The organism is Anaerolineales bacterium (assembly GCA_015075625.1).
GTDB lineage: Bacteria > Chloroflexota > Anaerolineae > Aggregatilineales > UBA2796 > UBA2796.
In genome coordinates this window covers 511,316-531,608 of sequence record JABTTZ010000003.1, presented here as the reverse complement: position 1 = coordinate 531,608, position 20,293 = coordinate 511,316, and the positions used below count along the sequence as shown (strand labels likewise).

At 57.8% G+C, this 20,293-nt stretch carries 13 protein-coding genes and 1 tRNA gene; 4 read left to right on the top strand and 10 right to left on the bottom strand.

All coding sequences use genetic code 11. The features are described from left to right. Positions 1-148: 148 nt before the first annotated feature. Positions 149-1,417: a DUF1501 domain-containing protein gene (locus tag HS103_16525; protein ID MBE7514406.1), complete on the bottom strand. Its 1,269-nt coding sequence runs from the start codon at positions 1,415-1,417 to the stop codon at positions 149-151. Positions 1,418-1,440: 23 nt separating this feature from the next. After that, positions 1,441-2,928: a DUF1800 domain-containing protein gene (locus HS103_16520; protein ID MBE7514405.1), complete on the bottom strand. Its 1,488-nt coding sequence runs from the start codon at positions 2,926-2,928 to the stop codon at positions 1,441-1,443. A gap of 251 nt (positions 2,929-3,179) precedes the next feature. Between HS103_16520 and HS103_16515 the strand changes: the two genes are divergently transcribed. Beyond that, positions 3,180-6,212, top strand: coding sequence for a DUF87 domain-containing protein (locus HS103_16515; GenBank protein MBE7514404.1), 3,033 nt, complete (start codon positions 3,180-3,182; stop codon positions 6,210-6,212). Positions 6,213-6,308: 96 nt separating this feature from the next. After that, a complete protein-coding gene (locus tag HS103_16510; protein MBE7514403.1) occupies positions 6,309-6,845 on the top strand; it encodes a GNAT family N-acetyltransferase in 537 nt (178 codons plus the stop codon). A gap of 263 nt (positions 6,846-7,108) precedes the next feature. Here the strand turns inward: HS103_16510 and HS103_16505 are convergent, their stop codons facing one another. Both HS103_16505 and HS103_16500 read right to left on the bottom strand, forming a co-directional pair. After that, a complete protein-coding gene (locus tag HS103_16505; protein MBE7514402.1) occupies positions 7,109-8,455 on the bottom strand; it encodes a hypothetical protein in 1,347 nt (448 codons plus the stop codon). 138 nt (positions 8,456-8,593) lie between these two features. Next, on the bottom strand, positions 8,594-9,532 hold the full coding sequence (locus tag HS103_16500) for a hypothetical protein (protein ID MBE7514401.1): 939 nt from the start codon (positions 9,530-9,532) through the stop codon (positions 8,594-8,596). Positions 9,533-9,733: 201 nt separating this feature from the next. Between HS103_16500 and HS103_16495 the strand changes: the two genes are divergently transcribed. Further along, positions 9,734-10,969 (top strand): DUF2088 domain-containing protein, encoded by a 1,236-nt coding sequence (locus tag HS103_16495; GenBank protein MBE7514400.1) that lies wholly within the window; start codon positions 9,734-9,736, stop codon positions 10,967-10,969. 26 nt (positions 10,970-10,995) lie between these two features. On the opposite strand, the gene HS103_16490 is transcribed toward HS103_16495, so the two are convergent. The 5 genes from HS103_16490 to HS103_16470 form a co-directional block, all read right to left on the bottom strand. Further along, positions 10,996-11,286: a 4a-hydroxytetrahydrobiopterin dehydratase gene (locus HS103_16490; GenBank protein ID MBE7514399.1), complete on the bottom strand. Its 291-nt coding sequence runs from the start codon at positions 11,284-11,286 to the stop codon at positions 10,996-10,998. 256 nt (positions 11,287-11,542) lie between these two features. Then, positions 11,543-12,937, bottom strand: a complete 1,395-nt coding sequence (argH, locus tag HS103_16485; GenBank protein MBE7514398.1) for an argininosuccinate lyase — start codon at positions 12,935-12,937, stop codon at positions 11,543-11,545. A gap of 27 nt (positions 12,938-12,964) precedes the next feature. Beyond that, a complete protein-coding gene (locus tag HS103_16480) occupies positions 12,965-13,507 on the bottom strand; it encodes a GNAT family N-acetyltransferase (protein MBE7514397.1) in 543 nt (180 codons plus the stop codon). Next, complete coding sequence (gene argJ / locus HS103_16475) at positions 13,504-14,706, bottom strand: bifunctional glutamate N-acetyltransferase/amino-acid acetyltransferase ArgJ (GenBank protein MBE7514396.1); 1,203 nt, start codon at positions 14,704-14,706, stop codon at positions 13,504-13,506. The genes HS103_16480 and argJ overlap by 4 nt, the downstream gene beginning before the upstream one ends. Before the next feature lie 296 nt (positions 14,707-15,002). Continuing rightward, positions 15,003-15,075, bottom strand: a tRNA-Arg gene (locus tag HS103_16470). A gap of 211 nt (positions 15,076-15,286) precedes the next feature. On the opposite strand from HS103_16470, the gene HS103_16465 reads away from it, so the two are divergent. Further along, the gene (locus tag HS103_16465) at positions 15,287-16,981 is read left to right on the top strand and encodes a glycosyltransferase family 39 protein (GenBank protein MBE7514395.1); all 1,695 of its coding nucleotides are present in this window, start codon (positions 15,287-15,289) and stop codon (positions 16,979-16,981) included. 107 nt (positions 16,982-17,088) lie between these two features. Here the strand turns inward: HS103_16465 and HS103_16460 are convergent, their stop codons facing one another. Further along, entirely contained in the window at positions 17,089-20,061 is a 2,973-nt protein-coding gene (locus tag HS103_16460; protein MBE7514394.1) for a transglycosylase domain-containing protein, read from the bottom strand. Between the last annotated feature and the right edge of the window lie 232 nt (positions 20,062-20,293).

Sequence of the window (20,293 nt, the reverse complement as noted above, 5' to 3'; positions counted from 1 at the left end):
CGCTAAAGCAGCGGGATCATGCGTTATCCCGCCTTTTCATTGTGTTTGTATTCAGTCATCCCCCTTTGCCCGCCTGTGGGGAAAAGGGGCAAGGTGGGTAGGGATATGTTCTTCCCCGCCCCCGCAGCACCACAACCAAACGAAACACTTAGGCTGATCCACGCACCACGCCGCGCTCGGTTGGGGTGAAATTGGGAAAAACCTCGCGGATGTGGGGATTGCCCAACCGGACGCTTAAAATTTCGCTGAGAACATCGCGGTAATCCATCGTGATTGCTAAGTCGCCTCGGTTCAACTGCTCTGGTTGAAGTCCGGGCCACTGGCTGATCACGGGCGTCTTTGCCACACTGCCGCCCATGACCATCATCATGTTTCCATGCCCGTGATCGGTGCCATTGCTGCCGTTTTCTTGCAGCCGCCGCCCAAACTCGGACATGATCACGACAGTCACCTTTCCCATTAGATCGCCTAAATCGGCATAGAATGCCGCCAGCCCATTCGCCAAAATGGGCAGATCGCGGGCGTGGCTGTCCGTTTGATCTTCATGGGTATCCCACCCGCCCAGATCAATCGCGGCGACTTCCATCCCCACCTCGGCTTTGATCAGCGCGGCGGTCTGCATCAGGGCAAGATCAAATTCGTTCGTCCGTGTGTATCGCGCCCCGTTTGCCGGAACATAGCTGGCGACGTTGAGTTTCCCCACAAGGTCTAGAACGCCCTGCGTTTGCGCCGCCGCCACGCCAAGCGCCTCTGGGCTGGTGGTGTAGAGCGTGTTCAACGCGGTGAGCATATCCGCCGCCGCCGCCTGATCACCGGCAAGGTGGTAATCGACAATCGATTTGAGCGAAACGGCGTTGACGAACCCGCGCAGCGATGCCTGAAGCGCCGTTCCCCACCCCACCGCCCGTACTGCGGAGTCATTTTGGGTGTCTAAGGTGGCAAGATGCCGCCCGATCCACCCGCTGCTGAGGTCATAGCTGCCCGGTGTCCCCCGTTCCATGTAGCTCATCGCGTCAAAATGGGAGCGTGTTGGGTCGGGCGATCCGGCGGCGTGAATGGCGGTGAGATGCCCTTGCGTAAAGATCGGGTGCAGCGGCGCAAGCAAAGGATTCAGCCCGAAGAATCCGTCTAGATCAAGCGCCCGCTTGGGCGACTCGGCATGGGTATCGTCCGGGCGGGGAACTGCCAGCGTTGGGCGGGCGGCATAGTATGCCTTCTCGCCGTGTGGGACGATCAGGTTTAAGCCGTCTGCGCCGCCGCGCAGGAAGATGCAGACGAGGATGTCGCCCCGCAGGGCGTTGGAAGAAAACGACAAACGGGGCATCCAGGCGGGCATAATCATCGATGCCGACGCCAATGCCGAAAGCGCCGCGCTCCGTTGGAGCATATCCCGACGGCTCAGGTGACGGTTGATCATGGGAATAATCCTCTTAGCGCTACCTAGCGATACTGAAAGGCGGGCGAGGCGGCAATGAGCGCCACTGTTTCTGAGAGAGCGCGGTCTTTCAGCGACTCCGCCCCATTGCGAATGGCGAAACTGTAGATCGCCCTGTACTCGTCGGGGGTCAGGGTACGCCCCAAGAGAGTCGATATATAGAAATTGGCGAGGCTTTCAAAATCGTTGGCAGCACCGCTGTCGGTGGCGTTCCCTACCAAATCGACGGCGAAGCCCGGTATTTCGTTGTAGGCGCTTAGAACGGCGAAATTCCAGCGTGGCAGCAAGTTCGTCAGCCAATCCGCGCCAACATCGCTATACCCATCGGGGGTGGGGTGGTTGAAGGGAACATGCCCCATGATCTCCAATGCCTCTCCGATGGGCGAATTGCGCCTACCGGCAGAGCCGTGAATCTCGGCGTTCACGCCGCGCAGCACGGAGACAACATATTCAAAGGGACGCTTGTACTTTGGCGGGGCGCCCCAAAATTCGGGCAGGGCGAAAAGCGTCCGCAAGACGGGCTTGATCTCGCCGCCGCTAGCGATGAAGGCGTTCGCCACGGCTTTAATCGCCCCTTCCGAGGGACTATCGCCAATGAAGCGGCGGCACAATTTGCTGGCGATATGGGCAGCGGTGGCGGGGTGAAGCGCCAAAAGATCAAGGATTATCTCGCCGTCTTGCTCGCCACCGCCCGCAGGGATGTGCGTCCCAATGACGGTCTTTGCTCCGTCGTCATGGCGGTTTGGGTTATAGAGGTACTCGCCACGCCCGCGTGCTACCGTCCAGCCAGTGAAGGCGCGGGCAACCTCTTTCACATCGTCTTCGCTGTAATTCCCAATGGTAATCGTGTGCAGTTCCATCACTTCGCGGGCGTAATTCTCGTTGGGGTGTTCTTTGCGGCTGCTGGCGTTATCAAGGTAAACAAGCATTGCCGGACTCTTTGCCGACGCGCCGAGGAGATCGCGGAAGTTGCCGAGGGCGTGCGTGCGGATCACGTCGCAGTCATCCCTTGTTTTCAGGTAGGGGATTATCCCTTTGCCAATGTAGATTGAGAAATGCTCTGACCAAAAATTGACCATCACCTCGTAAAGCTGGCGTTCGCTGTAGACGGCGCGGGCAAGCGTGGCGATGATCAGTTCAGCGGCAATCTCGCCCTGCCCCTTGCCGAGGGCGAAAAGCTCTGGAACGCTGAGGTCAAGCGTCAAGAGGTTGCCCGTGATCCGCTCAGCAAGGGGATCGGGAAGGGCAGCGGGGTTTAGCTGTTCCTCAAGATACGCTTCGATTCCCATCTGGCGGACGCGATCCGCCTGCCCCGGACGCGCCCCAAACCCCCACCGATTCAGCACGTGGTTGATTGGTTCGCGTTCGGCATAGGGCGTGGGAGTACGCAGTGGGGCGGGAAGATCAGGACGGGCGAGGGCGGGAATCACGTTTGAGCCAGCCAGCGCCGCCCCTGCTCCGGCGAGTGCTTTCAAAAAATGGCGTCGATTCATCGTGGACTCCTTGTGGACTCCTTCATCGGGCGATGTCGCTTATGTGCTGCTTATATCGTAATCATCACCCGAATGTGTGATGAAAGTGTGATGTGGTGGTAAGAATTTTGTGTGGTGGGATGGAACGCAGCACTCTGCAAAGGCGCCTCCCTGTGCCGTTTGCTAAGAGCGAGGGAACACGTGGTGGCGCAAGTGTTCTAGACGTGGTACGATCTCCCTACCTCGTGCGTGCCTGAAGGACAAAATAAGCCATGCCATTTATTGAAGCGCCGACGACGTTCTACCTCGGCAAACGCTACGATCAAACGACGAACAAACTCCTTGATGAAGTCGTTTACTACGACTCGCGGGATTTAACGACTCATGCTGTTGTCGTCGGGATGACGGGCAGCGGCAAAACAGGGATGTGCATCTCCCTGTTGGAAGAAGCCGTCCTCGATAACATCCCCGCCCTGATCATTGACCCAAAGGGCGACATTACCAATTTGCTGCTCACCTTCCCCGAACTGCGCCCGCAAGATTTTGCCCCCTGGGTGAACGAGAGCGATGCTCAACGCGCCCGCATGGATGTGGGCGAGTTTGCCGCCGATGTCGCCAAAACATGGAAAGATGGCTTGGCAAGTTGGGGGATTGGCTCTGGGCGGATTGCCGCCCTGAAAAACGCTGCACAGTTCAGCATCTATACCCCTGGGTCGGATGCCGGCTTGCCCGTCAGCATCCTTGCCTCGCTGCAAGCCCCCCGTGATGGGTGGGAAGGCAACGACGAATTCCACCGCGAGCAAATCAGCGGCTTGGTACGCGCCTTGCTGGGGTTGGTGGGCAAGAATGTGAACCCCGTTAAAGATAAAGAACACGTCCTGATCTCGAACATCTTTGAACACGCTTGGCGCAACGGGCGCGACCTGACCCTTGAAGACATCATCATGCAGGTGCAAAACCCGCCCTTTGACCGCCTCGGTGTCTTTGATGTGAACACCTTCTTCAAGGAAAAAGATCGCTTCAAACTTGCCCAAGAGTTGAACAACATCATCGCCTCGCCGTCCTTCCAGACGTGGATCACCGGTGAGCCACTCGATATGCGGCGGCTGCTTTACACCGCAGAGGGCAAAGCGCGGGTCTCGATCTTCTACCTTGCCCACCTGAACGACGCGGAGCGGGCGTTCATCATCACCCTTTTGACGGAGAACGTCTTGGCGTGGATGCGCACCCTCAGCGGGACAACCAGCCTCCGTTCGATTGTCTATTTTGATGAGGTCTTTGGGCATATACCGCCCGCCCCGCGCAACCCCCCCACAAAAGACCCCTTGCTCCGCTTGTTGAAACAAGGGCGTGCCTTTGGCATTGGGCTGATCTTGGCAACCCAAAACCCGGGCGATCTCGATTACAAAAGCCTCTCCAATGCCGGATCATGGTTTATTGGCAAGCTCCAGACGGAAAACGATAAAAAGCGCGTCCTCAGCGGCTTAGAGGCGGTTAGCACGGCGGGGAATACGCTGAATCTACAAGAGATGGATAAGCTGCTCTCGAACCTCTCGCCGCGTGTCTTTTTGCTGCACAACGTCCATAACGGGGAGGGGTCGCTCCTTGTTCAGAGCCGGTGGGCAATGAGCTACCTTCGCGGTCCGCTGACCCGCCAGCAAATACGGACGCTGATGGCAGATCAGCGGCGGATGTTGGGGCTGGATACAGCGCAAATTACCCCACCCCAAGATGGCTATCAATATCAACCATCGGGCAGTGTCGGACAATCCGCCGCCCTCCCCCCGCAGCAGCCGCTCTCTGGGACGCCGTTTTTTGCGGCAGCGGCGAATCCCTCGCCAAGCATGAGCGGCGGTGGCTCGCGGGTGGGGACGCTTGCCCCCTCGGATGTGCCGCCACCGCCCGCCGAACTCCCTGAGGACAACGCCCACTCCGCCCCGGCTGTGGGAGGTGGGGGAAGCGTTCCGCCAACGAACGCTGCTCCCACAGGCAATTTCTTGGATCGTCTGGCTGCCGAGTCGAAACCATCCGCCGCGCCCAAGAAGAATTTTCTGGATCGGCTGAACGAGGAAGCGCCCGCCTCTCTACCACCCACTGCGCCGCCCACCGTCCCCCCCACAACCCCCGCCCCAACAGGGAACACCGGAGCAACACCGTTCTGGTTAGAGCCAACCAACACCCCAACGCCACGTCCGGCAGGGGAAATAGGGAGCGCAACACAGCCGATGGGCGCGGTCTCTATGCCGCCAAACATGCCGCCGCCCGCTAACACCCCACCCTCACCAGCAGCGTCGGAAGCGACCTTGCCCAATGGATTTTTCAATTCGCCACCCGTCTTGCCGTCCTCCATCGCCCAATACTTTTTGCCCGTGACCATTTCCGTCCAAGAGGCGGTGCGGCGGACGGGGAATATGGGGCGTTATGAGGGGTCGATCTTGCTCTACCAACCTGTCTTATTGGCACAGATGGGAATTCGCTATCTGGATAAAAAGTCGGGGGCAGAGGCGGAACAATTTTGGGCATTCCACATCCCGAATGTGCAGGCATCCGGGCTGGTGCGCTGGAACGATTACCAAGCGCCCGCAGTAGCCGTTGATCAGCTTGCCTACAGCGCCGTTGGCGAAGCCGCCTATGGGTCGCTTGGCGGGGGCTTAACCGACCCCAAGCGCATGACGACCCTTCGTGCTGAGGCGCTCGATTATGTGGCGCGAACGGCACAGTTAAAGCTGCTTTACAACAGCACCCTAGACATGTACAGCATGACGACGGAAAACCGTGTCTCGTTTGCCAACCGCGTGGCGCAAAAGGCGCGTGAGGCACGCGATGCCGAAATTGACACCACCGCCGCGAAGTATGATAAGCTCCTCGCCGTGCTGGAGATCAAACTTCAGAAAAAGGCGGCGGAACTGAACGCCGACAAGCGTGTTTTGGATGAATTGAAGCGTGAAGACTTGTTCACCACCGGCGAGGCGGTGATGAGTTTGATGCGCGGACGGACGAGTTACACGCTCAGCCGGATGAGCCGCGCCCGCCGCTACAAAACACAAGCGCAAGTGGGCATGGACACAACAGAGCGCACACTCTCGCTCATTGAGGACGAGATTGAGGCGACGCAAAACCAGCTTGCCGAGGCGTTGAAGGGCATCAACGACAAATGGACGAAGATCGCTGGTCAGTTGGAGGAATACGCCGTCCGCCCCTTCAAAAAAGACATAGCGATAGAAGCATTCGGCATCGGCTGGATTCCGGCGTGGTATGTGGGCATTAGCGGGCAGGGAATCATCCTTGCCGCCTTTGGGCAATAGTCCAGTAGGGACAAGATTCCCCTCGGCGGGTTAACGTCGAGGGGGGGTAGAAACGATAATCCGATCATTCACAGATAAAAAAGGTATTGCGTTCCGATGGCAGAAAATGATTTTCCCAAGACAGTCACTTTGAATGGGACGGCGTTCACCCTTCGCCTTATGACGGCGAAAGACCGCCACAGCGTCGTGAATTTCGTCTCCCACCTCCCCGAAAACGACACGCTTTTTATGCGGCGCGATGTGACCCAACCAGAGGCGGTGGATGAGTGGATTCACGATATTGAAAAAGACCGGACGATCACCATCCTTGTCGAAGAGCGGGGTAACATTGCTGCTTATGGCTCCCTTCATTACAACCAGTTGTTTTGGAATCGCCATTTGGCGGAACTGCGCGTCCTCGTCAGCAGCATGTATCGGCGGCGGGGGTTGGCATCGGCGCTGGCAAAGGAATTGATCGTTTTTGCCCGCACGCTTGGCTTGGATAAGGTGGTTGCTTATGTCGCCAGCGAAGACCGCCGCGCCCGCGAGGTGATGGAGCAGATCGGTTTTCGGGCGGAGGCGGTGTTACAAGAGTGGGTGAAAACCCGCGACGAACGCACCCATGACCTGTTGATCATGTCGGTAACGCTTTAGGGCTTGTCCGGAAACTCGTGGTTGACCACAGTGATTTCTAAAGAACCCCTATCCCCCACCCCCTTCTCCCTGTGGGAGAAAGGGGCAGGGGGATCAGGGCGACTGTATAACGTTTACACGTATAATTCGGTGAAGACGGTATCCATAGCCATTGTTCAATCCCTTTGGTGTTGTCTTGGATTGTCCATAGACGATACCTTCTTTTCCTTACCGGACACGCCTTTTAGGGTGTGTTGAGGGGGGAACGCTCTCCCCCCTCGTCCCTAGCGTCGTTCAATGACAAAGGTGGGGGCGAGCGATCCGCCCCCCGCCGTGACATTCAAAAGGGTCACGGAAGAAAGGCGCGTCAGGCAGCCGCTCACCGTCCGCCCCTGATAGATGTAAGGATCGGCGTCCACAAGGCGCGGGGCGATGTTCAGCTTTCCATCAACCACCGTTGGAAAATCCTCGTAGGCGGCGTCTACCTTTTCCTGTACGACATGGGGGGATAATAAGGCATCATTCAGCGCTGCCGCCCAGTCCTCGGCACTGTTTTCCCACCCAATGATCACACCCTTCCCGCCGTATTCGTCGTTCGGTTTGAGGACGAAGCGATCCCGATTCTCGGCGGCAAAGGTCAGCAGATCAACCGATTTTCCCTGATAGACTGTTTTGCGGTCTGTCACCCGCCGCGTCCAGGGGATATGTGCCTCGATTGCCGCTTGCTGTGCCTCGGTAAAGAGGTGGGCGTGACGTTCGTCGCTGAGAATAGCAAAGCTCGCCTTCTTCGCCATCAGCTTGGCGCTGAAGGCGTTCGTCATCATGACCGCCTTATCGCGCAGGGCATGGACAATCGGGTTTTCCATGCCCATGCGGTGGATTAACTCGCTGCACAGGACGCGCTTATAGATGAGGTCGATCCGAAAATCTCCGATCCAGAGCGCCCCCTGACGGTACTCTAGATTGCGGGGGTCGGCAAGCTGTGCCTTGATGCCCCGTTCGGCAAAGGCATCCCGAATAATCTCATGCTCATTGAGCGTTGGCACATCCGACCAATCGATGATTCCTACTTGGGGCTGCCCTATGCCCCCGTATTGCCGCCACGAGTCCAGAAGCGTGGCAATCAGGCTGCGCACCGCTGTAAAACTGCGAATCGTGTAAGTTAGCCCAAAGCGGCGGAACACCTCTAATTCAAGGAAGGCATCGGAGAGTTCGTCACAGTAACCCATGCCGGCGGGCGTCTCGGCGTTGTATTCAACAAAGCGCAGGCGCTTGGCATCGGGATCGTAGAAGGAATCGAGGCGGGAAGTCGTCCATGGCGCCTCGTAGCCAATCTCTAGGCGAAAGAGTTCTTCCTCATAGGGTTCAAGATCAAGTTCCGCCCGCAGGGCAGCATCTGCCATGCACGCCTGATGCGCCCGCCCAAACGCGCCAAGCAAAACCTCTGTCTCGTGTTTGAGGTATGCCCATTGGTCGGGGTAATAAAAAACAGGGCGTAGGACAGTGCAGATGGGGCGTGCGCCAAAAAACAGCCGCCGCTTTTGGAGCTTGCTGTTCAGGGAGGCTTGTGCCTCCAACGCGCTGTGATCATCGAGAAGATCGTTATAAAGGGCAATGGCGTCTCGGATCATGCGGTTTCCTTTATGCGCTGAAGGGGTGTATGAATTACCACGACCCGGCGCGAACGCACCGGGCAACGTTCAGATTCAGAGAACGGGAACACCTTACGCCGCTGCCCTCACCAACGATGAGCGGCTCAGTGTGCGCCTCTATTTTTTCGGCGCAATCTGCCGCCCCCATTCATAGCGGGAGGCGGTGCTGGCATCCGATTTCGCCAGCCGGATGCACATATCTGCCATATTCTGGACGCACCAATCAAAGTGGACACGTCCCAACGAATTGACATCCATATCGGGGGCGGGGTTCATGAAGTCAATGGCATAGGGAATGCCATCTTTAATGGCGAATTCGACGGTGTTCATATCGTAGCCGAGCGCCTTCACCAATTTGAGCGAATCGCCCTCCAAGCGTTCGTAAAGCGCCGGCGCGAAATCGTGGTGTTCGTGGTAATGGCGGGCGCGGGGGTCATATTTCATGACATGAACCGTCTCTTGCCCTAAGCACATGCAGCGGGCATAGTTATCCCACGCGATGAATTCCTGAACAACCATTGTCAGCAAGCCAGCGTGATCGTAACGCCAGATCAATTCGTCCATCGAATGGCAGACATAGACATCCCGCCAGCCGCCGCCGTGCGCATCTTTGAGAACACAGGGCATCCCCACGTAATCGACAATCCAATTCCAATCAAGCGGGTACATCAGGTTGCGCAGGCTTTCCTCATGGACAATGCCCGGAATGTACTCTTTATTCGGCAGCACCATTGTTTTGGGGTGGGCAACGCCCAGTTTCATTGCTAATCCGGAGTCAAAATATTTATCGTCCGCTGTCCACATAAAAGGATCGTTGATCACCTTTGCCCCTTGCAGGGCGGCGTTTTTCAGATAAGAGCGGTAATAGGGGACTTCGTGAGAGATACGGTCAATAATCACGCGGTAGGGGACGGGTTCGTTCATTCGTGTGCCGCCCAGTTTGACAAACTCGGCGGTGACACCCGCGCTGCGGCGATTCACTTCGTCAATAAAGGCGGGGGGAAACGACCATTCACGCCCAACCAGAAGCCCAATTTTCAACGGTTCGGTAGCCATAATCAAAAAGCCTTTCCTAAAAATTCACCTTGAGGCAAGCACACAATGACCTAGATTCACAATGACGCACATTTAGATAAGGATATAGTCTACAGGGGCGATTATACCAAGCAGCGGCAATCTGCGTAGGGGCTTGCAGGCAGTGGGGCAAACCTATGGTAGGATCAGACCCTACCTAACAGCGCACGGGAATTGACACCCATGTATGCCACCCTGACCGCCGACCAGATAAACGCCATCGTCCATGCCACGCTTGACCCGCTTCCCCTTGATGGGCGGCGCATCCTCGTCCTGATTCCCGATGGGACACGCAGCGGCGATATTCCTCTCTTGTTTAGGCTGATCAGCGCGGCACTTCTGCCCCGTGTCGCCGCTCTTGACTATCTGATTGCCCTCGGCACACACCAACCGCTGACGCCCGAACAGATCAGCCGCTTGGTGGGGGCGATCCCGGGCGAGGGGGATTATGCCAATGTACGTGTTCTCAACCACGATTGGATGTATGTTGAAACCTTTGCCCATCTAGGGACAATCCCCTCCAGCGAGATCGCCGCGCTCAGCGGCGGTCTCTTGACCGAGACGGTTGAGGTGCGGGTGAATCGGCTGGTTACTGAATACGATCATCTTCTCGTTTGCGGGGCAGTATTTCCCCACGAAGTCGCTGGTTTTTCCGGCGGGAACAAGTATTTTTTTCCCGGCGTTGGTGGGGCAGAGGTGATCAACCTCTCCCATTGGCTTGGTGCGCTAATCACCAGCTATGCAATCATCGGGACGGTGGGGATCACGCCCGTCCGTGCCTTGATCAACCGCGCCGCAGCCTTCATCCCAACGCCCAAAACCTGTTTGGCTATGGTCGTCCAGCCCGGGGGAAACGATCTCGTCGGGCTTTTTGGCGGGACGATGGATGAGGCGTGGGCGCAAGCGGCGGCACTCTCGGCAGATATCCACGTTCGCTATGTGCCGCGTCCCTTCCAGCAGGTGATCTCCGTCATGCCTACGATGTACGATGACATTTGGACGGCGGCAAAGGGGATGTACAAGGTTGAACCCATCGTTGCCGAGGGGGGCGAGGTGGTGATCTATGCCCCGCACATCACCGAATTCAGCTACACCCATGGGCGGCTTTTGGCAGAAATTGGCTACCACGTCCGCGATTACTTCGTCAAACAGTGGGAACGTTTCAAGGGCTATCCGGGCGGCGTCTTAGCACACAGCACGCATCTGCGCGGGATCGGTACCTATGATCCGGCGGCGGGCGAACAGCCGCGCATCCGCGTCACGCTGGCGACGGGAATTTCGGCAGAGCGCTGCGCCGCCCACAATCTGGGCTATCGTAATCCTGAATCGGTTGATCTGGCGGCGCTGAGGGGACGCGAAGAAGATGGGATTCTCGTTGTGCCAAAGGCGGGGGAAATGCTCTACCGTCTGGAGCGCTGACCCACCCCCGCCGGACGTAAAATCCCTTAGACCAGCCCGTTGACCTGCCGCGCAAGGGCAAAATCTTTTTCCGTCAGACCGCCCGCATCGTGTGTCACCAACGCGAGTTTCACCTTGTTATAGGTGATCAGCATATCGGGGTGGTGTCCGGCTTTTTCGGCAAGGTAGCCCACCAAGCCGACAAAGGCGAGGGCTAAAGTGAAATCCTTAAAGGTGTAGGTGCGGGTGATCTCCCCCGTCTGTGGATCAAGCGCCCATCCTTCCGTTTGGGCAAGATAGCTCTGAATATCCTGGTCGGTCAATTTTTGTAAGGGCATCGTTCACCTCCAAGAGAATTCTCGATCTTTATAGTATGTATGGTAGGGTGCGGTGTAGCGCGGGGCTGAAGCCGCCGCGCTAGAAATGATCACGCCTTCGGGGCTTGGAAACCCTAACCCCCACCTCGTAAACAGAGACAGGGAATCTTCCTCCCTTTCCCTGCAAGCGGGAAAAGGCGACTGCTGCGCAGTGACCGGGAGGGGTAGGAGGTCTGATCCAAGCATGTCAACAAACCTCGTTTTGCTTGTACACAGCTTAGCGCCGCTCAAGCGTCGCTAGCCAACCCTCTGCCGTCTTGATCTGCGTCCGCACCGATTCCGGCGCAGTGCCGCCCACTGCCGCCCGCCGCCCGACGCTGCGGGTAAAATCAAACACGGCGTACAGATCAGCCTGATAAAAGGGGCTGATTGCTTGATAGGCGGAAAGAGGCAGTTTCGAGAGCGGCACGCCTTGCTCAAGCCCCTGACGCACCGCCCGCCCCACCAACCCGTGCGCCTCGCGGAAGGGGACGCCCTTCCCCACAAGGTAATCGGCAAGGTCGGTTGCCAACATCCCTTCATCCAATGCTGCCGCCATAGCGTCGGCGTTCATGCGCATCGTCGCCACCGTCCCAATCAAGGCGGGGAGCAGTGTCTCCAACGTATCTGCCGTATCGAAAAGGGGTTCTTTGTCCTCCTGAAGGTCTTTGTTATAGCCCGTTGGCAAGCCCTTCAGGGTGTTGAGCAGACCGCTTAGGTGTCCGGCAATGCGCCCCGCCTTGCCGCGTGTCAGTTCTAAGACATCGGGGTTTTGCTTTTGTGGCATCAGGCTTGATCCGGTTGTGTAGCGTTCGTCCAGACTCAGGAAGTTGAAACCTGCGCTGCTAAACCAAATGACATCCTCGGCAAAGCGGCTGAGGTGTGTCATCATCAGGGCGGCGATATAGAGAAAGCCGCTGATAAAATCCCGATCTGCGACAGCATCGAGGCTGTTCATCGAGGGGCGCAGAAAGCCCATTGCTTCCGCAAGGGCATGGCGATCAACCGGGTAGGGCGTCCCCGCCAGCGCCCCTGATCCAAGCGGGCTGGTGAGCGTTGCCTCTTTCGCCGCTTGCCAGCGTGTCACATCACGGCTGAGCATCCAGAAATAGCTCATCCACCAGTGTCCGGCGGTAATCGGCTGCGCAGCGCGAAGGTGCGTATAGCCGGGCATCAGCGTTTCGGCGTGCTGCTGTGCTTGGTCTAAGATCGCCCGCTGCAAGGCGGTGGTCAGGGCAATGATGCGGTCAATCGCCGCCGCTTGCCAATGGCGAACATCCGTCGCCACCTGATCGTTGCGGCTGCGTCCGGTGTGGAGCTTTCCAGCCGGTGCGCCGATCAATTCTGTCAGGCGGCGTTCCACTGCGGTATGAATGTCCTCATCCCCCGCAGCGGGTTGGAATGTCCCCCCCTCAAATTCCGCCTTCACGCGCCCCAACCCCTCACAGATGGCGCTGTATTCGGCTTCGGTGAGGATGTTGACCCCCCGCAGCGCCTTGGCGTAGGCAATGCTGCACGCAATATCGCTGGCATACAGCCGTTTATCAAAGGGGTAGGAATCATTCAGATGACGCACGGCGTCGGCAGCGGCGGTTTCATAGCGTCCCGCCCAAAGGGTGTGCGAGTTCGTCATAGGATCGGTAGTGGGGTCGGTCATGGGTTATCGTACAATCCGCTTTCCAAGCAAAATATCCGGTTTTCCGATTCCGTTTGCGTCGGGGATGACCCCGATCACGGTGTAGCCAAGCCGCTGGTAAAAGGTCATTGGATGAGGGCGCACCGCCTTCACGGTGGCTAAATGTGCAGGTAGATTGGGGTAGATATCAACGCCAGCGAGCGTTGTCTGCCCCTGTTCGTCGTCCGTTCCAAGCCAAATCGTGATTCCCCCTTTGGCGTGGGCGGCATCTTCAAGCGCCCGGACAAGCGCCGTGCCAATCCCCTGACGTTGGGTTTCTTTGGCAACGACAAGGGGATGCAGTTCCCAGACGCGCCCATCATAGCCCGCGTTTCCGGCGATCCAACCAACAAGATACCCATCAAGGTGAGCGGCAAAGCACAACCGATCTTCAGCACAGGCTTCCTCAACCTCGTCAACGGCATCACGAGGATCGTAGAACAACTCGGCAACCAACAGGGCGGCGGCACGCTCTCGATCCGCCCTGCTGCTTAGGGGAAATGTCCCAATATGCAACCGTTCGCTCACGTCCGGTAATGCCCGTTGATGCTCACATAATCGTGGCTGAGATCACAAGTGTAGACAATGGCGCTTGCCTCACCCATACCCAGATCAAGGCGAACGTTGATGTTTGCCTGCCCCGCGATCTCTTTTGCCTTCGCCTCGTCGTACTTCAGCGGTGTTCCGGCGCTGACCAAAGCGAGATCGTCATACCAGAGCGAGAGTTTCATTTGGTCAAGGGCGACCCCAGAACGCCCCGCTGCGGCGAGGATACGCCCCCAATTCGGATCGCCGCCATAAAACGCCGTCTTAACCAGAGCAGAGGTGGCAATCGTATTCGCCACCTGAAGGGCGTCCGCTTCGGCGGCGGCGCCGCTGACGGTGAGGTGAATGAATTTCGTCGCCCCTTCCCCGTCGCGGACGATCTGTTCGGCAAGGGAGGCGCAAACATGAGTGAGATGATCGACAAAGGCGCTGTAATCGGGCGTCTCCCCCCCGCTGATCGTCCGCCCGCTGGCGCCGCTGGCAAGGACGAGAACCGTATCGTTCGTACTCATGTCGCCATCCACGACAATCCGGTTAAAGGACACCTTCACCGCCGCGTGGAGCGCTGTTTGGAGGTCATTGGGGGCAATCTGGGCATCGGTCAGAATCAGCGAGAGCATCGTTGCCATGTTGGGGGCGATCATCCCCGCGCCTTTGGCAATGCCCGTGATGGTATACCCAGAAGGGGTGACCACCGTTGCCATTTTGGGGCGTGTATCCGTTGTCATAATGGCGCGGGCGGCATCGTCCCATTGATCCCCGCTGAGCGCCGCCGCCGCCTTTGTAATGCCGGAGTCCATCTGCGCCATGGGGAGATGAACGCCGATCACACCAGTGGACATGACCAGAACCTGTTCAGGGCGGCAGCCGAGGGCATGGGCAGCCCATCCCGCCGTGAGTTCCGCATGTTTCAGCCCATCAGCGCCCGTGCTGGCGTTTGCCGAGGCGGTGTTGATCAACACGGCACGAATGTCTGCGGCGTGTGTTTTCAGGCGCGATTCATCAAGAATCACTGGCGCTGCTTTGACGCGGTTCGTCGTGAACATGCCCGCCGCTGTACAAGGGCGATCTGCGGCGACAAGGGTCAGGTCGGGGCGGGTGGGCTTGCCAAAGCTGGCGTACAGTCCGGCGTCCACCGCCGCCGTCCGAAACCCTTTCACCGGAAGGGTAAGCTGAGCCATTGGGTTGTTTGCCTTTGTGGATGGTGTGCGACGGCGTGAGAGTGTAAATCAGAGTGGCAGGAAACGCTAGGAGGGGAGGGTTAAAGGGACGGGGTTGATGGCGCGTATGCGCCGATCTGACAGGCTAAAGGCACGTGCTAGAACAACGGAGTCTTCTCCGGCAAGGCAACGTTGGAAAATCTCGGCGTTTCTTAGCCGTCTTTCGAACGTTTGCCATTGAGGATTGGGCGCGTTTTTGTAGAGGAGGGCGAGGATTTTTTGAATGGATTCTTGGACGGAAGGCAATGGTGCTGTTGCGTGCCTGGAGGGATTCGAACCCCCGACATCTTGCTCCGTAGGCAAGCGCTCTATCCACTGAGCTACAGGCACAAAGGAATTTCTACGCTTAGGATAGCACAACTCAAAGGCATGTCAAGGGCGATTGTGCTACACTTCGCACCATGCGTTCCCCTAGCCGGAGAAACCGACCATCACACCGCGCCGCGTTTTCCTTCTCCTCGCCCTCATTCTGCTTTTTGCCCTCTTTCTTCGCCTGTGGGACATCACCCGCGAGTCCTTTTGGGCGGATGAAGGTTGGACGATGCTCCTTGCTAAAGGACCAACCCCCGCCGAGGTGACCCTCACCATGATTGAGGATCAACACCCGCCGCTCTATTTCATCCTCATTCGGGCATGGATGGATGCCGTTGGCAACAGCGAGATCATGACCCGCTTGCTCTCCACCTTTTGGTCACTGCTGACCATTGCCGCCGTCTACCGCCTTACTGCCGATCAATTTGGATCAGGGACGGGCGTCCTCGCCGCGCTGATCTTAGCACTCACCGATAACGATATTATGCTCGCTCGCGAGGTGCGCCATTACACCCAGTTGGCGGCGTTTGCCGCGCTTTCCTCGCTCTATTTTTTGCGCTATGCCCGCCGTCCGGCGCGGGGGAGCGGCATCGCCTGGTTCGCCACCTCCGTCGCCTTGCTCTACACCCATTACCTCGGTGCGTTCGTCCTGCTTGTTCAGGGGGTGTATGCCCTCCTTTGCCTGCGCCCCTTCCGCCGCCTGCCGGATGTGTTCTTCCGCCTCGCTCTCATCGGCAGCGCGTGGCTACCCTGGGCGTTTGTGTTCATTAACCAAGCGCTCGTCCGCTATACCCGTCCGCGTATTTTTCAATCGACCTATGCCCAAACGCCCGACACATTGGCAATGGTGCGTGGCGATCTGGTTGGCTCTCACTTTGGGATCACCATTGGATTGATGCTCTTGGGGCTACTCACCATCTTTTACCTAAAAGACGGCGTGCGGATCACTCTGCATGGGATTCGTCGGAAGCTCTACCTCGCCCTCTGGGTGATCCTCCCTACCATCCTGATCTTCCTCATTGATCGACGTTTCCCGATCCTGACCACCCAAAATTTTCTCGTCGTCACCCCTCCTATCGCCGTTATGATCGCCGTCGGATTCATGAATTTGGAACGGACGGCGCGGCTCTTTTTACTGGTTGTTTTTGTCACCACCAGCCTGTTCACGGTGGACGCTTACCGCCTCAAACCGCCCTGGCGCGAGGTGGCAACGGACGTGCTTACCCTCCGTGAGGACGACGAATCGATCCTCATGGATGTGTGGGTGGACGATATGGCGCTGCGTTACCACATTGGGCGGGCGCTCAACGCCGATCCCGCCGCTTTGCCGCTGGTCTCCATGTGGGAATGGCGCGAGCAGTACGGCGCTGATTACTTCGCCTACCTTCTCGCCTACCTCCAAGACAAGCCCGCGTTTTGGCTGGCATATAAGGGGCAAAACCTCGATAAACTGTTAGACTTTTTCCCACAACACGGCTACAGCCGAGTCTTCACAAAAACGGAATACATCCGTGACGACCCGATCTATGTCTACCGTTATGAGCGCAATTCGGGGGAAACAGTGGCGGCTTTTGGGGAGATGTTCCTCTTACAGCGGGTAGGCATCAGCCACCTACCAACGGGCGAAACGCGGGTAAATCTGCTGTGGGGGACGCAGAAACCACCGGCGTTGGATTACAGCATCTCGGTGTTTATCCTTGACGCCGCCGGTGCATTGGTCGATCAAGACGACGCCCCACCGCTCAGCGGCAGCACCTCAGCATGGACGCCGGGGGGTCTCTATTTTGACAGCCACACCCTCCGTAAAACACTTCCAGCGGGGACATATGCGGTGGGCGTAAAGGTCTACTTCTACGCCGATCCCGCTCCCCTTTCCGTCAATGGTGGCGAGTACATCACGGTGGGGACTGTGACCATCCCCTAAGTACAAACACAATGAAAAGGCGGGATAACGCATGATCCCGCTGTTTTTCAGCGGCGGAATCACTGGGGTTACACTGTCAACACACCCTAACCTGATTTGCCCGTTCCCTATCCCCCCGTCACATTGATCGGGATGGGCATACTCTCTGCGGCGTGGTTGTAATCGTTCCCCACGACGACGATCCGAATCATATACAATCCGGGCATCAGCCCCGCCGAACCAAAATTGCCCAACCCGCCGTTGATCACCGGACTGCTCACCGGTCCGGCAAAGGTTGTCCAATTTGGGAACTGCGGACCCTGAATCTCTAACTTGTAAAATGCCGCACCTCCGGGATTCCAAGCCGCCGTCCCACCCACATACACCGTCCCGCTGACGGTTTCCCCCGCTCCGGGCGAGGTGATCATCGCCGTGATGCCCGCGCCGGCATAGACCGGCGCGGCAAGCAGCATATCCGCTGTGCAAGGTAGGCGCGGCAGCATCGCCAGCCCCCGCCCCGCCGCATATTGGCGGGCAGCGGGGTCTTCATCTTCAAACTTTGGCGGTTTGATAAACACTTGCAGCTTCGCATCGGGGACTTGCCCTTGTACTTCTCGTGGGACGAGGCAGTAGGGCGAGACGCCCCCTCCCCCCGACGCGATCAACGCCGCCAGATTTGGATCAATCGGACGGACGAGCGCCTTCACCACACCGGGATCGATATCCTCAAGATACGGACCGTTCCCCGGAACGCCCGTTGGGGCAAACTGCGGAACGCCATACGCGCCGAGATTGCCGTTTTCGTCGGGGATCAAAGGCGGCGTGTCCAAAATCCACTCCCGCCGTCCGGGGGGGCAGTCCAGCGTTGGCTCAACGATGCTCCCCAAATCGCACAACTGCCGCTGCGAAACGCCAATGGGCGGGACAAGATCATCGGGGCGCAGCCCACCGTTGATCTTGAGTGCATCAAGGATGCGTCCATCAGCATAAACGCCGCGCATAACCTCATTCCAGATTGGCGCTGCGCCGGTCAAGCCCGTTGTGCCGCGCATCTTCGCGTTATCGGCATTGCCCACCCACACCCCCACGACGACGTTTTTCGTGTAGCCCATCGTCCAGTTATCGCGGAAGTCGTCCGTTGTGCCGGTTTTCACCGAGGTGATGATGCCATCCGTCCGTAAGGGGGAGTTCGCCCCCATTGCCGCCGTCCGTGCGCGGTTATCAGCAAGAATATCGCTGATCACAAAGGCAATGCGCGGGTCAAGGACAAGGCGCGGCGCTGTCCCCGCGCTGATACTCCGCTCCGCCAGCGTCCCCCTTCCGGCACAGCCATTGTTCAGTTGATAGATGATGATCTTCTCGTTGTTCACAACGCACAGGATGCTCGTTGGGGCGATATAATTCCCCTCATTGGCAAAAACAGCGTAGGCGCTCGCCAATTCCAGAGGTGTCACTTCCCCACCGCCTAAGGTGAGCGCCAGACCGTATTTCGAGGAATCTATCCCCAAACTCTTAATTCCCACCCGCACAGCATAGGCTAAGAGCGATTCGACTCCAATCTGGCGCAGTGTCAGTACAGCCGGGACGTTGTACGAACGCGCCAGCGCTTCGCGGATGCGCACTGGTCCATGGAAGGCGCGATCATAATTCACGGGCGCATAGACGGGCGCACCCGGGCTGCTCAGACGGGTTTCCACATCCCAAAGAACGCTGGCGGCGCTCAAGCCTCGTTCCATAGCAGCGGCATAGGTCAGCGGTTTGATCGAACTTCCCGGCTGGCGGGGGGCGGTTGCCATGTTCACCCGCCCGTCAATCGTATCATCCTTGTAATCGACGCTCCCCAACATTGCCAAGACCTCACCCGTCCCTGCTTTCAGAATGACGACAGCGGCATTGTTCGCATTGTTAGGAACTTTGATCCCCGCCACCTGCGCCCGCGCCACCCGTTCGGCAAGCTCTTGCGCGTTGGGGTCAAGCGTTGTGTAAACAGAGAGTCCCCCCGTTGTCAGATAGGCGGCGGGGATGTTGATCGCGGGCAAGAGGTCTTTCAATTCTTGCTGTGCGTAAAGTGTGAAATGGGGTGATTTCAAACTGATATTCGGGTCGGCAAGGATCAGCGGTTCGCCAAGCGCCTGTGTATATTGTGCCTGATCAATCTTCTTGCGGCTCAGCATCAGGTCAAGGACAATCCGGCGGCGGTTTAACACAGCCCGCTGCACCGCTGGATCGGGGCTGAAGGGGTCTAGTGTGGCGGGGCTTTGCGGCAGTCCGGCAATGAGTGCCGCCTCGCCAAGCGTCAGCGCCTTTGCCGATTTGCCAAAATACGTTTGCGCCGCCGCCTCCGCCCCATATGCCAGATTGCCATAATAGATGATATTCAGGTACATCTCCAGAATCTCATCTTTCGATTTCTGCTGCGTCAGCACCAGCGCCAAGAGAATTTCTTCCACTTTGCGGCGGGCAGAGCGTTCGGTGCGATATTCGTACTCAAAGGCGATGTTGCGAATCAACTGCTGTGTGATCGTGCTGCCCCCGCCCGCCTCGCTCCCCGTGAAATAGCCCAACCCCGCCCGAAAAATCCCTTGCACATCAACACCCGGATTCTCGTAAAAACTAGCATCCTCAACGGCGATGGTCGCATCAATCATGACTTTCGCTATCTCAGCGAGGGTCACTTTCGTCCGCCGCCCCTCATCGATCAATTGATACAGTTCGTTGCCATAGCGATCATAGATGCGGGTGGTTTGAAAGGTGTTGTTCGTCTCCGGCAAAATTGTGGCGATTCGTTCGGTGAGCAGTTCGTTAAAGCTGTTCCACACCGTATTGATGATGATCAACCCGCCGCAAAGCATCGTGACGACGCTTAACAGAAAGACGGACGCACACCCCAAACAGGCAATATTCCGACGGCGGCGGCGGGGCGGCGGCGGCGGCGGTGTGCCGGGCGTTCGCCCATAAACAACCAGTAATGGGTCAACATTGGGTGGTGGCATCCCTAATGGGTGGGGGGTGCTGCCCGGCGGTGGAGAAGAAAGCGTCCTCCCGGGCACAACCTGATGTTCGCGGTCATCAAAACGGGAGGGCGTGTTGGGCTGGTTCATGGCGTTTTCCGGGTGTTGAATCCTCTCCCCCCATTGTAGCATGAGCCTACCCCACGTTTCGTAGGCGGGTGGGGTACGTTTCCCAATCTATCCTACCCTTGCTGCACACAAATCTTTCCGCGCCGAGGTCACATCGTTCTAGATCGTCATTCGCCCCTTACTCAATACCCAATTTCAGGGTAAACTTATTACCTTTCAACGTCGATCACAATGGCTTCATGATGCGCACCCT

Bases quoted from the DNA above. Each gene is read 5' to 3' on its own strand.
- HS103_16525 (MBE7514406.1), bottom strand. From the start codon at position 1,417: ATGATCAACCGTCACCTGAGCCGTCGGGATATGCTCCAACGGAGCGCG.
- HS103_16520 (MBE7514405.1), bottom strand. From the start codon at position 2,928: ATGAATCGACGCCATTTTTTGAAAGCACTCGCCGGAGCAGGGGCGGCG.
- HS103_16515 (MBE7514404.1), top strand. From the start codon at position 3,180: ATGCCATTTATTGAAGCGCCGACGACGTTCTACCTCGGCAAACGCTAC.
- HS103_16510 (MBE7514403.1), top strand. From the start codon at position 6,309: ATGGCAGAAAATGATTTTCCCAAGACAGTCACTTTGAATGGGACGGCG.
- HS103_16505 (MBE7514402.1), bottom strand. From the start codon at position 8,455: ATGATCCGAGACGCCATTGCCCTTTATAACGATCTTCTCGATGATCAC.
- HS103_16500 (MBE7514401.1), bottom strand. From the start codon at position 9,532: ATGGCTACCGAACCGTTGAAAATTGGGCTTCTGGTTGGGCGTGAATGG.
- HS103_16495 (MBE7514400.1), top strand. From the start codon at position 9,734: ATGTATGCCACCCTGACCGCCGACCAGATAAACGCCATCGTCCATGCC.
- HS103_16490 (MBE7514399.1), bottom strand. From the start codon at position 11,286: ATGCCCTTACAAAAATTGACCGACCAGGATATTCAGAGCTATCTTGCC.
- argH (MBE7514398.1), bottom strand. From the start codon at position 12,937: ATGACGAACTCGCACACCCTTTGGGCGGGACGCTATGAAACCGCCGCT.
- argJ (MBE7514396.1), bottom strand. From the start codon at position 14,706: ATGGCTCAGCTTACCCTTCCGGTGAAAGGGTTTCGGACGGCGGCGGTG.
- HS103_16465 (MBE7514395.1), top strand. From the start codon at position 15,287: ATGCTCCTTGCTAAAGGACCAACCCCCGCCGAGGTGACCCTCACCATG.
- HS103_16460 (MBE7514394.1), bottom strand. From the start codon at position 20,061: ATGAACCAGCCCAACACGCCCTCCCGTTTTGATGACCGCGAACATCAG.